The 12,424-nt window shown below is 65.2% G+C and carries 12 protein-coding genes; 6 read left to right on the top strand and 6 right to left on the bottom strand.

Annotation, left to right across the window (positions count from 1 at the left end):
- Positions 1-70: 70 nt before the first annotated feature.
- Positions 71-709 (bottom strand): TetR/AcrR family transcriptional regulator, encoded by a 639-nt coding sequence (locus ACWDUN_RS00545; protein ID WP_449923120.1) that lies wholly within the window; start codon positions 707-709, stop codon positions 71-73.
- 124 nt (positions 710-833) lie between these two features.
- Between ACWDUN_RS00545 and ACWDUN_RS00540 the strand changes: the two genes are divergently transcribed.
- Positions 834-1,133 (top strand): hypothetical protein, encoded by a 300-nt coding sequence (locus ACWDUN_RS00540; protein WP_449923117.1) that lies wholly within the window; start codon positions 834-836, stop codon positions 1,131-1,133.
- A 1-nt stretch (position 1,134) separates the two neighbouring features.
- On the opposite strand, the gene ACWDUN_RS00535 is transcribed toward ACWDUN_RS00540, so the two are convergent.
- Positions 1,135-1,452 (bottom strand): hypothetical protein, encoded by a 318-nt coding sequence (locus ACWDUN_RS00535; protein ID WP_449923115.1) that lies wholly within the window; start codon positions 1,450-1,452, stop codon positions 1,135-1,137.
- Positions 1,453-1,822: 370 nt separating this feature from the next.
- Between ACWDUN_RS00535 and ACWDUN_RS00530 the strand changes: the two genes are divergently transcribed.
- A complete protein-coding gene (locus ACWDUN_RS00530) occupies positions 1,823-2,980 on the top strand; it encodes an IS30 family transposase (RefSeq protein ID WP_449926130.1) in 1,158 nt (385 codons plus the stop codon).
- Between the two features lie 677 nt (positions 2,981-3,657).
- Here ACWDUN_RS00530 and ACWDUN_RS00525 read toward each other — a convergent pair.
- The 3 genes from ACWDUN_RS00525 to ACWDUN_RS00515 all read right to left on the bottom strand — a co-directional run bounded on the left by ACWDUN_RS00525 (position 3,658) and on the right by ACWDUN_RS00515 (position 7,315).
- Entirely contained in the window at positions 3,658-5,181 is a 1,524-nt protein-coding gene (locus tag ACWDUN_RS00525) for a putative alpha/beta hydrolase (protein ID WP_449923112.1), read from the bottom strand.
- Between the two features lie 6 nt (positions 5,182-5,187).
- Positions 5,188-5,499, bottom strand: a complete 312-nt coding sequence (locus ACWDUN_RS00520; protein ID WP_449923109.1) for a DUF2563 family protein — start codon at positions 5,497-5,499, stop codon at positions 5,188-5,190.
- Between the two features lie 613 nt (positions 5,500-6,112).
- Positions 6,113-7,315, bottom strand: a complete 1,203-nt coding sequence (locus ACWDUN_RS00515; protein WP_449923106.1) for an oxygenase MpaB family protein — start codon at positions 7,313-7,315, stop codon at positions 6,113-6,115.
- A gap of 58 nt (positions 7,316-7,373) precedes the next feature.
- Here ACWDUN_RS00515 and ACWDUN_RS00510 point away from each other — a divergent pair, with 58 nt between their 5' ends.
- On the top strand, positions 7,374-7,994 hold the full coding sequence (locus tag ACWDUN_RS00510; RefSeq protein WP_449923103.1) for a TetR/AcrR family transcriptional regulator: 621 nt from the start codon (positions 7,374-7,376) through the stop codon (positions 7,992-7,994).
- A gap of 77 nt (positions 7,995-8,071) precedes the next feature.
- Here the strand turns inward: ACWDUN_RS00510 and ACWDUN_RS00505 are convergent, their stop codons facing one another.
- On the bottom strand, positions 8,072-9,550 hold the full coding sequence (locus ACWDUN_RS00505; protein WP_449923100.1) for an APC family permease: 1,479 nt from the start codon (positions 9,548-9,550) through the stop codon (positions 8,072-8,074).
- Positions 9,551-9,687: 137 nt separating this feature from the next.
- On the opposite strand from ACWDUN_RS00505, the gene ACWDUN_RS00500 reads away from it, so the two are divergent.
- The 3 genes from ACWDUN_RS00500 (at position 9,688) to ACWDUN_RS00490 (ending at position 12,416) form a co-directional block, all read left to right on the top strand.
- Positions 9,688-10,425 carry a FadR/GntR family transcriptional regulator gene (locus ACWDUN_RS00500; RefSeq protein WP_449923097.1) on the top strand — a complete coding sequence of 246 codons (738 nt, stop codon included), beginning with the start codon at positions 9,688-9,690 and terminating at the stop codon, positions 10,423-10,425.
- Complete coding sequence (locus tag ACWDUN_RS00495; protein WP_449923094.1) at positions 10,422-11,111, top strand: cache domain-containing protein; 690 nt, start codon at positions 10,422-10,424, stop codon at positions 11,109-11,111. Before ACWDUN_RS00500 ends, ACWDUN_RS00495 begins: the two co-directional genes overlap by 4 nt.
- 102 nt (positions 11,112-11,213) lie before the next feature.
- The gene (locus ACWDUN_RS00490) at positions 11,214-12,416 is read left to right on the top strand and encodes a cytochrome P450 (RefSeq protein WP_449923091.1); all 1,203 of its coding nucleotides are present in this window, start codon (positions 11,214-11,216) and stop codon (positions 12,414-12,416) included.
- Positions 12,417-12,424 lie beyond the last annotated feature (8 nt).

Raw genomic sequence — 12,424 nt, 5'->3', positions numbered from 1 at the left:
CCATGAGCCCCGCGGATCGCGTCCGTGGATCGGTCGTCGCGCACCCCTCGAACGCGGACCGATCGGGCCGCTAGGTCTCCGCCGCGCCGGGCGCGAACTGTCCCTTGCGGATCAGCGATGTCACGGCGGCATCCCACCGCTGCAACTGGGCGGGCGTGCGGAACGGCTCGGGAATATGCCGTTCGATGTGGTTGCGCAGGATCATCGCGCCGACGCGCAGGATCAGCGGATTCAGGGCGCCCCAGTCGAAGTCGAGGTCATCGCGCAGCAGGCCCTGGGCGTCGAAACCCTTGCCCTGCTCGATGCTGATCTGCAGCAGACCGTCGAAGATGACATTGCCGATCTCATCGCCCTGGCTGAGCGCGTGCGCGACGTAATCGGTGACCTCGGGGTACTCGTGGAATAGCTGGGTGAAGCGGCCGCGGATCTCGTCGGACTGTTCCGACGGCGGGTGCGGCAACGGGCTCGCCTCGAGGACCTCGTTGAACACCTGCAGGACGTGTTCGTCGACCGCGGCGATCAGACCGGCCTTGTTACCGAAGTAATGCTGCACCAGCCCGACGCTGACGCCGGCAGCATCGGCGACCGCACGCAGCGGGGTGTTCGTAACACCCTGCTGGGCAAAGGATTTGATCGCCGCATCGACGATGCGCTCCCGGGGCGTGGGTTCGGCCGGGGCGGACTGACGAAGGAACACGCTGCCTGCCACCACCTCGACAATACTGTAAGCCTGCATAACCATACAACTGACCCGCCTTGCCATATTTGCATGCGGTAATGCAATATGCACATATGGTTCACCGCGGGGGCGGCGCTTTGGCCGTATCAAAGGTTTGCTGGCAGACTTCGATCCCACCGACAACGCATGGGCGGTCGCGAGCGTTCGGCTCGTGAATCCTTCGCTACAACAGCAGATTCAAGCCGTTTGCGACGAACTGCACCACGATCCGCTTGACTCCGACGCCTTCGACCGGCTGCGCCGACTCTTCGGCGCCGCGGCCGAGGTCTCCCACGACACCTGGCGACGCCTGGTCCGGATCGCCTGCGATGAGCTCTACGACGACCCGGAGAGCACCGACGCGCGCGACCGGCTGCTCCTGCTGCTGGCAGCCGGCGGCGCGGTGACGGCCTGAGTCAGGGACAGTCCTCGGAGTCGATGCGCACGACACCGAAGTCGATCTCGGTGGTCGCGGTGAAGACCGATCCCGGCGGCGGCGTCGAGCTGCACACCTGCCAATTGCGGTCGCTGAGCTGGGCACGGCCCTGACCGGTCAGGTCGGTCGAGGTGCTGAACCAGACCTCGCCGCCGCTGACCGATTGGATGGCATCTTGGGCACCCTGCAGGTCCATCCCGATGAGGTTCGGCATGGTCCAGGACGACTCGGCCGCTGCCGGCGGGCTCATGGCGATGGCGAACCCGATCAGCGCCGTCGCGAGGGCGAACTTCTTCATGACTTTCTCCTTGGCTCGAAGTAGCCGCACATCGTCGCACCCGGCACCGACAAGTCATTGTGGTTGACTCTGCGTCCACGGCGCGGCCTTCTCGCCTCAGACTCAATCGGTCGCTGCAACACCCTGATGAGCTCGGAGGTGTTGTTCGGTGGGATTTCGTGCGCATGGCAGCAAAGCGGTTCCGGAGTCGGCCCGTGAGGCCTTCCTGGAGGGGTTGAGATCGGGGTTGTCGCAGTCGGCAGCCGCCACGGTGGTTGGGGTGCACCGCTCGACGGGCCAGAAATGGGCCAAGGCGGCGGGTGTCGCTGCCAATCCTGCACATTGTGGGATCCGTTTCCGGGCGGCCACGCGAGAGTTGTTCTGGGAGGCGATGCATTCGGGAGCATCGCTGACTGAGGCCGCCCTGATCGCCGGTGTGTCGGAGAACGCTGCCGTGTCTTGGGTCAAACAAGCTGGTTATGTGCCCAGAACCCCAGCCCCGATCGACAACGCTGCCAGCTGCCCGGCGCGGGCGCGGGCGCGGGCGCCCTTGACCTTTGTCGACCGCTGCCGGCTCGAAGACCTTCTCGCGAACGGCTCGACATCTGCGCAGGCAGCCGTGAAACTGGGCCGCCATGTCGACACGATGAACCGCGAGATCGCGCGGGGCCGCACAAGGTCGGGGTATCGAGCTCGCGTCGGCCAGGACGTGGCCGAGGCGAACCGCCGCCGACCGAAGGTTCGCAAGCTCGAGGTCAACCCTGTGCTGCTGACCGAGGTCGTGACACGCTTGAAAAAGCGCGACAGTCCCGAGCAGATCGCGGGCCGGTTGCGCCTGGATTTCCCCGACGATCCGGAGATGTGGGTGTCGCACGAAACGATCTACCAGGCCCTATACGTGCAGCCACGCGGTGAGCTGGCACGACTGGTTAAGACCGCGCTGCGCACTGGACGGGTTCGACGGAAACCGCAGGGCCGCACTGAGAATGGCACCGGTCAAATCAAAAACATGATCAACATCAGCGACCGCCCCGCCGAGGCTGACGACCGCGAGATCCCCGGTCATTGGGAAGGCGACTGCATCCTGGGTAGCACGGCCTCAGGCTCTGCGATAGGCGCCATGGTCGAACGCACCACCGGATTCGTGGTGTTGCTGCACCTACCTGGGAATCGCACCGCGGCCACCATGGCCGCGGCAATGACGGCCAAGATCCCTGAGATCCCTGAGATCCTGCGCCGGTCGCTGACCTGGGACCAGGGCAAGGAAATGGCATTGCACACCAAGATCACCGAGGCCACCGGCCTGCCAATCTATTTCTGCGATCCGCACAGCCCCTGGCAGCGCGGCACCAACGAGAACACCAACGGCCTGCTGCGTCAGTACTTCCCCAAAGGGACCGATCTATCGTTCTACGGCCCTGGCTGGCTGGACCAGGTCGCCGCGGAACTCAACGCCCGACCCCGCAAACGCCTCGGCTGGCGCACCCCAGCCGAAGAACTCGACCGACTATTGTCAGACCCATCCACATTCGTTGCAGCCACCGCTTGAATCCAAGCGCACTTTCGCGCCACCACCGCAGAGTCAGCGGCGCCGCCGATGCTCCGGCGAATACTCAGACCGCCAGGGCCAACGAATGCCCGCTTGATACCCGAGCAAGTAGACCAGCGCGAATACGCCCAGTGTGGCCACGCCGGCAACCACGAGTTGAACGATCTGACCGCGCGCTATCCGGTACCCCCAGGATGCGTCCTGGTGTCCAATCATCAGCGGAAGCACAACGACAACCAGACCGGACCCTGCCGCATACCATTTGCCATCAGATGACAACAGATACAGGACACCAATTAGCGCGCACGCTACGGCGACAGCTGCAAAGAGCCACCACATCTTCGGTGCGGTCGCTAGTCCTGCGTATGCGTCGAACTCCGCGGGATGGCGTCCCGGATCCCGGTCGGAGTTTCTGAGATTGAAAGCGTACATTCGACCACGGATTCGCAGGTGAGACGTACTCATATACGCCCGTAACACCACCACTCCGGCGAGCGATCCTGCGAACACTAGTCCGCCTCGCCAATCGGGCGGGTACACCATCAAGAAGGCCGCTACCACGGCGACAGCGGCGCCGATCCAGTACAAGCGGCGTTCGGCATCGTCACTTCTCGTGGGCAGCAACGGGAGTGCAAGACCGACCAACACCATCACCGCGAAAACCGGGTTGATCATCGCTAGCGGGTCGCGATCCGATAGCCCTGCTGGCCCGCCCATTCACCGGCGAAGGAGCCAGCTATTCCTCCTGCAAGTGCGCCCACGAAGACACCTACGGGACCACCTGGGGAACCTGCCCAAGCTCCGACCTCAGCTCCGAGCAGTGTCCCTGCCATACCTCCGCCAACTTTGGAACCTACTTCGCCGATTGGGGCTCCGTTACTTACCTCGTAAATGGCTACGGTCGCCTCCAGCACGTTGCCGACCGTTCCAAGCTTGCTAGAAATATTCTTGAGCGACTCGAGGTCCTCGGGCGTGTACTCGATGCCGGGTTTCCAATGGTCGCCCGTCGGCACTACTTGGCGATATTGATCCACCGCTTCAGATCCTCCGGCAGCGACCTTGCTTCCATTCTGCGCCAGCGCCACGAGTTCCTGCGGCACAGAACCATTTGACATCGCATCGACTGTCGCAGCCGCACCTGCCGGCGACATCCCAGCTCGTTGCAATTCTCTGTCTAAACGGTCAAGCACAGCCGCCTGGCCCGCAGCTTCGCTTTGATTAAGCCATTCTGTCGCCTGGTCGGGCTTCATCGCTGCCGTACCCAACAGCCCTTGCTCCAATTTCTGTTGCCAATCGAGTCGGGTCTGTGCGCGCGATCGAGCATCACCTCCCAAGATTGGATCGACGGGCATCGGTCCGGTTGCGTTCGCCACGTGGTAGTCGTCGAGTCGCTGGCTCGCATACCTGAGTGCGTCGATATCCGCTGTCGGGTCGTTGATCGTCGCGTAGTCGCGAAGTCGGCCAGCTGCAGCTTGCTTCTCCGGGGTCCAGGGGCCAGGTGAATTGACTATTTGCTGATCTACTGAACGTTGGCCCGCGTCGTATCTTTCCGCCATTGCGTCAGAAGCTGAGGTCGAGCCCTGGTCGCTCCCTTCTGCACCATCCATCGCACCGGCCGAATATCCTTCGGCCGCCAACTCACTCCGTGACTGTTCAAGCTGCTCAGCGTAACCATCCCGGATGGCTTGCACTTCTCTGAGCGCTACCGTTGTGCGTTCGACGGCCGCTTGCCTCAGGTGCGACACATCTGCAGGTTCGCTATTGGCGGCAGCTGTTCTCAGCGCATGATCGATCTGTCCGTCGATTGCCTTCAAGGCGGCCTCGAGATTGCCGATAGATACGCCGCCGCTGCGCTGAGCTTCTGCCAGAGACGCCGCTATGTTCTGGAGATCGACAGCAACCTTAGCCAGCTTGTCCCGGTTGTAATTCATAGACTCGGTTGCGCGCTGGACTTCGACAGAGTCGTTTATCGGATGGCCCCCACCATCTTGTCGGTCCCACGCCGATTCAAATCGCGCTTTGGCTGCAAGAAACTCGTCTGTGGTTTCCTGCGTGCAACTGCTTGCCAGCCTGAACGCAGTTGCGAGCTCACTGATTTCGCCAGGAGCTCCTGCCTGAATCGAACGGTCCAACAGCCAGGGATCGCCGCCAGCCGAATCGGTGAGATCGCCAACGTCAAGGTGTTGCAGGTGTAGCGACATGCGACGTCAGTCGAGCGTATCGCCAGCCGTGGTCAGCGCCTCAGCGGCCGTTTCGTCCCCTGTCACAAAAGTGGTGGCTGCGACATTCGCCTTCACGGCGAGCGCATCAAGCTCCGTAGAGTGAAGAGTCATTGCTTCGACATGAGATTTCTGCGCCGCGCTGAGGGTTGCTTGAAAACTGTTAGCAGCGTCGAAATCACCGAAGATTCCCGAGCGCGCCTGCGCTTCAGAGAACTGCGAAGCACCCCGCCGCACAATTGAAGCGGCACTATTTGAATAGTCCGCGCCCATTCGCAGCAGGTCCGTGTCAAGAATCATCTCGCTCCCCCGTCCGTCGATTGAATGATACTGGCCACGGTGCGCCAGCTGGTGCACCAAATTGGCTAGCTCAGATCGAAGGCGAAATTCTCGAGCGGCACCAGCGCCGCTGTATCGGATGGGTCCACGACAAAAACCCAGGTCCGTCCGTCGTCAGCGACCCGGGTCGCGTGTCCGTGCCGCCCGTCGATTGCCTTCATATCCGCGGCCGCAGTGTCAGGATCGTCGTAAACGCCTACCAAGACCTCCTCACGCCCGGGCGGAGTGAGGCATAAAGCAACGGGGTCAGCGCCGGGAAGCCATGAGTTCGGCGACGCATCCATCACGGATGGACTGCCACATGCCGCAGTCAGCCACGCGATTCCGTCGAGCGTCTGGAACGGCGGTTCGAGATCCGCGACCTCACTTGTAGTCGACGATGTCGACGCAGTAGTTGCCGGCGTCCCGCTATCGCCGCACGCAGCAAGTGCAATCGCGATACCGATGGCAGCACCAAATCGCATCACCCGAGAGCTTCGCCAAGTAGATGACATGCCGTTCTTCCTACCGCACGTGCGCCAAGACCACGGCATGACGTCACCTCGAATGACCACACCGCAGAATCACCGGGCAGCTACCCGCTCGCCGGGTGCCCACCCGCGCCGGGCGCGGCGTCGACCAGATCATGCGACATCCCGTACCGCGCCCGCTGCTGCGCCATCACCTTGGGGTACCCGGCCAGCGCCCGCCGGGTCCGCCACGACGACACCCCGGGCACCGCGCCGAGCAGGCGGTTCACTCCCCCGACCACCGGGCCGATCACCGTCGGCAGATGCTTGAACACCGTGTCCGGAAGCCCGAGCTGCGAAGCCGCCTGATCGCCGAGGAACGCCCGCGTCAACCCGTTGATCACCGCGACCCCGACCGCGTGGCCACCGACGGGCAGCAGGTCGGCGATCTCGACCGCCAGATAGTCATGGGTCAACGCCCGCACGAAATCCCGGTCGCCGTCATCGGGGTTGCTACCGGTCAGCGCGTACAGCTCCTCGATGCGCACATGATCGGCCTCGCACGCCGGGTTCAACGGAGCCTGAACACCATTTAGCAGCCCGACATAGCGCCAGAAGTGGAAGATGTCGTCGAGTTCGGCGGCGGTGTAGCGCACTCCGAGCTGATGCATGGCCGTCAGCGCGATATTGCCGAACTCGACGATGGTGAACGCCATGAAGCTCTGCGGGATCGGCGCACCCCAGGCCTGTGTGTCCCAGGACCCGCTGTCCCACAGCGATTTCCGCACAAAGGCATGGATCAGCCGCACCCGCAGCGTCGTCGCGAAGCCCGCGCCGGTGCGTCGCAGGCCGCCGGGAGTCAGGATGGTCTCCATCCACGACCCGACCTCCAGCGAGCGCACCGCGGCCTGGCTGGTGTAGCGGTTGGTGATCACCAGCGGCATGCCGGCCACCTGGTTCATCGCCCCCTTGGTCAGCGATGCCGCGCCCAGCACGATGCCGTAGGACGCCATGTGCCGCACCAGATGCCCGGCCGCGCGGTCCATCTTCGCGTGATCCAACCAGGACGGCTCGACATCGACCTCGGCGAAGAATTCACGCAGCGCCGGTGGTGCGTCCGGCACCGCGTCGATGCCCTCGGCCAGTGCCGTGCGGAACATCTGCATGCCCCAACCCTTGGGCAGTTCGGCGAAGGCCGCCACCACCGCATCGGCCGGCGGGTCGGCGATGAACACGCCGTCGACCCAGTCCTGGCCGCGGTCGCCGTAGCGCGCTACGGCGAGGTCCGCATTGGGGACGGCAACGGGCGATTCGCTGGCGATACTCATGCATCCATGCAAACATGAGAATTCCTCACTTACTACTCACCTTTGAACGGACCAAGCGATGCCCACTCAGGCGCGACGGCTCCCCCAGCAGCAGCGGGCCCGCGAGATGCGTCGGCGACTGCTCGACAGCACCCGCACCCTGATCGCCAAACGCGGTATCGGAAACCTGAACACCCAGGCCATCGCCGACACCGCACACGTCAGCATCGGCACTGTCTACAGGTACTTTCCCGACCGCGCCGCGATCCTGGCCGAGCTGGTCGACGAGGCCACCCGCGACATCTCGTTCGAGCTGGTGCGCGGGGTGAGCGCGGCGATGGATCGCGACGTCCCCGACGCCGCGCTGATCGTCGTCGACACCCTGACCACCGCCTACGAGAAGCACGCCCCGATCTTGCAGGCGGCGCTGACCTCCTCATCTTTCGACATCCCCGCCTACCTCAATCACACCGCGATGGACGAGATCGAACGCAGTCTGCTGCCGCTGGGCAGCGCCATCCCGGGGCGGGCGCGGCCGGACCTGGACGCCGAGCAGCTGCAAGATCTGGTGTTCGTCACGATGGGCGTCACCTCGAGTGCGTGCCTGCGCATCGCGCTGCAGCGCCCGCCGGGCTCGGACCGCGACGCGATGGTGGCGTTGACGGCCAAGATGCTGGCGGCGGCCTTGACGCCGGACTGATTGTCGCTCGTTTGTCGCTCAAAGGCGGGCAGCGGCATACCCACTCGAGAGCCCCAGCCCCAAGGAACCCGGCAAAGTCAACGCTGCGGTATCGCGTCGCTGTACGGCGCGGTGCTGCGGTCGTGCAGGGGATGAACCACCATGTACACCAACCCGATTCCGATCACCACCACCGCCGACAGCGCGACGATCCAGTTGTCGTACCAGGCGGCATCCGGGGTCCGCGGCCAGGCCATGTTCACCATCGCCACCACCCCGTAAGCCAGCGCTGCGATATTGACCGGCAGCCCCCACTTGCCCAGCGTGTACTTGCCCGACGGCACCCAGCCCTTGAGCCGCGCCCGCAGCGCGGCCAGCACCACCATCTGGAAGGCGATGTAGATCCCCAGCGCGGCGAAGCTGATGATCTTGGTGATGGCGTCGGTGGAGAACCGCGAGCCGATGACGATCACCGCCGGCACGATGGCCGCCAACACCAACGCATACGGCGGGACGTGGCGGGTCTCGGAGAACTTTCGCAGCAACGACGATCCCATGATCATCCCGTCGCGCCCGTACGAATACGCCAGCCGGCTCGCCGCGGCCTGCAGGCTCATCGCGCAGGACAGGAAGGAGATCAGCACGATCACCAGGATCACCTTCGAGCCGAAGGCCCCGAACGCCTCGGTGAGCACGGTGCTGACCGGATCGGTGTCCTCACCGGCGATCACGGCCGGGATGTCGGCGACCGACAGCACCAACGCCAGGCAGACGAAAGTCGCTGCGGCACCGCCGATGTAGATGGTGCGGCGCATGGCCTTGGGGATCAGCCGGCCCGGATCGGGCACCTCCTCGGCGACGTCACCGCACGCCTCGAACCCGTAGTACTGGTAGATGCCGATCAGCGCGGCGGCCGCAAAGGCGAACATGTAGTTGCCGTCGCCGCCGGTGCCGAAGCTGTCGAACAGCACGCCCAGATTGTGTTCGCGGTGCGCGATCAGCAGCCAGCCGCCGACCACCAGAGCGCCGATGATCTCAGCCGTGAACCCGATGATCGCCGCCTTGGCAAGCACTTTCGTGCCGAGGAAGTTGATGAAGGTGGCCAGCGCGATCAATCCGAGCGAGAACAGGATGACATTGTCGACGGTCGCCTCGATACCGAAGGTGGCGGCCACGAAAGGCCCACCGCCGTAGGTCACCGACGCGATGGTCACCAACAACGCCACCAGGTACACCCAGCCGGTCATCCAGGCGTATCTGCGCCCCCACAACCGGCGCGCCCACGGGTACACCCCACCGGCGACCGGGAACTGGGCGACGATCTCACTGAAGATCAGCGCGACCAGCAGCTGGCCGACGCCGACGATCAGGAAACTCCAGATCATCGGTGGCCCACCGGTGGCCAGCGCGAACGCGAACAACGTGTAGACGCCGACGACCGGCGACAGATAGGTGAAACCGAGGCTGAAGTTGGCCCACGGGCTCATGTCCCGTTTGAACTGCGAGGTGTAGCCGAGCGCGCCGAGGCGGGCATCGTCGTCGTCGAGGTGGTCGGCGGGGCGCGAAGTAGTGGTCACTGGCCTGCTCTCCTCTGGGCAAGAATCCGAGTGAGCGAAAAACTACATTCCTATTGTTTATCCCGTCCCCGAAACGGCAAGATTGCCCCGCAATCCGGTAGATTGCCGTCACCGGAGGATGGGAGGGAGGACGGCACGTGGTCTCGTCGCTGTCCCCGCTCGTGGCCCCCGAAGCCCCGGTGGGCCGCGCCGACGAGATCGTCCAGCGCATCACCGAGGCGATCCATCTGGGACTGCTCGACGACGGTGAACGGCTTCCCGTCGAGGTCGATCTGGCCGCCCAGTTCGGCGTCGCGCCGATGACCGTCCGCGACGCCCTGTCCACGCTGCGCGAGCAGCAACTGGTGGAGACCCGCCGCGGCCGCAGCGGCGGATCGTTCATCAGACGCCCCGCCGGCCCCCCGGTCGAGCAGCTCACCCAACGCCTGACCCAGATGAGCGCCTCCGACCTGCGCGATCTGTTCGACGAACACACCGCCGTCGCGGGGCAGGCCGCCAAACTGGCCGCCGAACGCGCCGCGCCGTATGCCGTGCGACGACTGTTCGCGCTCACCGATCAGCTCGGTGCCGCCGCCACCCTGGGTGACCGAATCCGCGCCGACAGCCGCTTCCACATCCAGGTCGCGGTCGCCTCGCAGTCGGCCCGACTGGCCCGCCGCGAGGCCAACCTGCAGGCCGAGGCCGCCGGCCTCATCTGGCTTCCGATCGGCCCGGACATCGACGTCCACGCCCATGTCGAGCAGCAGCACGCCATCGCCGCGGCCGTGGCCTCCGAGAACGCCACGGAGGCACGCCGATTGGCCGAAGATCACGTGATGACCCAGCTGGCCCGGCTCACCCGCGTCAACCTGGACCTGCAAGGACCGGACTCATGACCGCCCACGAACTGGCCGAACAGGCCTCAGCAACCCTCGAGCCGGTTTACGACTCGCTGCGCCGCGTCGCCGAGGAGGTGCTGCGCAGCCGCCCACCACGGGCCGCGCTCACCGAGGCGCACTTCTCCGGGCTGCACCGCCTGCTGGCCGAACTGATCGGCGACGACCACGGCCTGTGGGGCATGGGTTTCGTGGCGGCGCCGTTCGTCGTCGAGGGTTGTGAGCGCTACATGGCCTGGTGGCAGCGCCACAACGAACGCATCGCCCGGCTGCGCCTGAACTTCGACCCCACCAGCATCGACGTCTACGACTACCTGCAGATGGACTGGTATCAGCTGGCCCAACGCGGCCAGCAACGAGTGGCCTACGGCCCGTACGTCGACTACAGCGGCTCGGACATGTACACCATCACCGCGACTGTCCCGGTGCTCGCCGACGGCGCCTTCCTCGGCGTCGCGGGCGCCGATCTGGTGGTCGGCGATGTCGAACGCCGCCTCATCGAGGTGCTGCGGCACGCCGACGGGGACGCCGTCGTGGTCAACACCGAACGCCGCGTCATCGCCGCCAACACGCCGCGCTGGTATGTCGGCTCCCGGTTGCCCGCGGTCCCGGCGCAGGACGACACCTTCTCCGATGTCGCCGAACTGCCGCTGGGCCTGGGCTGGGCCGTCGCGCTCGCCCGCTGACCGACCGGGTTACGCGTTTTTAACCAAACCCGCATCGCCGATAACAATCTAGTTCTAGAGTCTTTATCACTCGACTCGCCACGCATCCCGGAGGTCTTCCCGATGCCGCCCGTCTCCACCGACCAGGTTCCCCACTTCGATGTCGCCGACCCGACCTTTGCCCTGACCTCGGCGCAGGTCCACGACGCCCGCGAACGCAGCTGGTACGCAACGACTCCCTACGGCATCGCCGTCCTGCGCTACGCCGAGATGAACAAGCTGCTCAAGAGCCGGCAGATGCGCCAGGGCAGCATCATGTGGCCGGCCCACAACGGTGTCACCGAGGGCCCGTTCGCCAGGTGGTGGGCCAGCTGGTTGCTCAACAAGGAGGGTGAGGAACACCGCCGGCTGCGCCGCCTGATGACCCCGGCCTTCACCCAGCAGCTCATCGCCGGTCAGGTGCCCCGATTCCAGGCGCTGGCAGGCGAACTCGTCGACGCCTTCGCCGAGCCGGACCGCTGCGAGTTCATGTCGGAATTCGCCGAACCGTACTCGGCCCGGGTCACCGCGATCATGTTGGGCACCCCCGAGGCGGACTGGAAGCTGCTGGCCGACGAGTCCACCACCATAGGCCTGGCCATGGCGGTGACGCTCAAGGACGATCTGGCGCGCATCGAGGCCGCGCTGGCCCGCCTCTACGACTACTGCGACGCCCAGATCGCCGACCGGCGCGCCCATCCCCGCGACGACTTCGTCACCGCGTTCGTCAACGCCGCCGACCCCGAGGACGGCAGGCTGTCCGACACCGAACTGCGCGACGGCCTGGTCATGCTGATCTTCGCGGCGTTCGACACCACCCGCAACCAGCTGGGCCTGGCGATGCAGACCTTCCTGGCCCACCCCGATCAGTGGCGGCTGCTCGGGCAGCGCCCCGACCTCGGTGGCAAGGCCGTCGAAGAGGTGATGCGACTGAACCCCACCACCCGCTGGGTCACCCGCGAGGTCATCGAGGACTTCGAATTCCAAGGTTTGGAACTCAGAGCCGGCACCACCGTGCACCTGTACGCCGAGTCCGCGGGCACCGATCCGCGCGTCTACACCCCGGGCGTCGACATCACCGCGGAACGCAAGCCGCACTTCGGTTTCGGTGGTGGACTGCACTACTGCCTGGGCCACTTCGTCGCCCGCGCCGACATGAGCGAGGCGCTGCCCCTGCTGGCGCGGCGCATGCGCGACCCGCACGAACTGCCCGGAGCCACCTGGCTGCCCGACTCCGGCAACACCGGACCCATCAACTATCCCATCGGCTTCACCCCGGCCCCTTAAGGAGACAC

This window comes from Mycobacterium sp. NPDC003323 (genome assembly GCF_053589535.1).
This window is presented reverse-complemented; position numbering and strand designations above follow the sequence as displayed.

Bases quoted from the DNA above. Each gene is read 5' to 3' on its own strand.
- ACWDUN_RS00510 (WP_449923103.1), top strand. From the start codon at position 7,374: ATGCCCACTCAGGCGCGACGGCTCCCCCAGCAGCAGCGGGCCCGCGAG.
- ACWDUN_RS00525 (WP_449923112.1), bottom strand. From the start codon at position 5,181: ATGTCGCTACACCTGCAACACCTTGACGTTGGCGATCTCACCGATTCG.
- ACWDUN_RS00495 (WP_449923094.1), top strand. From the start codon at position 10,422: ATGACCGCCCACGAACTGGCCGAACAGGCCTCAGCAACCCTCGAGCCG.
- ACWDUN_RS00520 (WP_449923109.1), bottom strand. From the start codon at position 5,499: ATGATTCTTGACACGGACCTGCTGCGAATGGGCGCGGACTATTCAAAT.
- ACWDUN_RS00515 (WP_449923106.1), bottom strand. From the start codon at position 7,315: ATGAGTATCGCCAGCGAATCGCCCGTTGCCGTCCCCAATGCGGACCTC.
- ACWDUN_RS00530 (WP_449926130.1), top strand. From the start codon at position 1,823: ATGCATTCGGGAGCATCGCTGACTGAGGCCGCCCTGATCGCCGGTGTG.
- ACWDUN_RS00490 (WP_449923091.1), top strand. From the start codon at position 11,214: ATGCCGCCCGTCTCCACCGACCAGGTTCCCCACTTCGATGTCGCCGAC.
- ACWDUN_RS00535 (WP_449923115.1), bottom strand. From the start codon at position 1,452: ATGAAGAAGTTCGCCCTCGCGACGGCGCTGATCGGGTTCGCCATCGCC.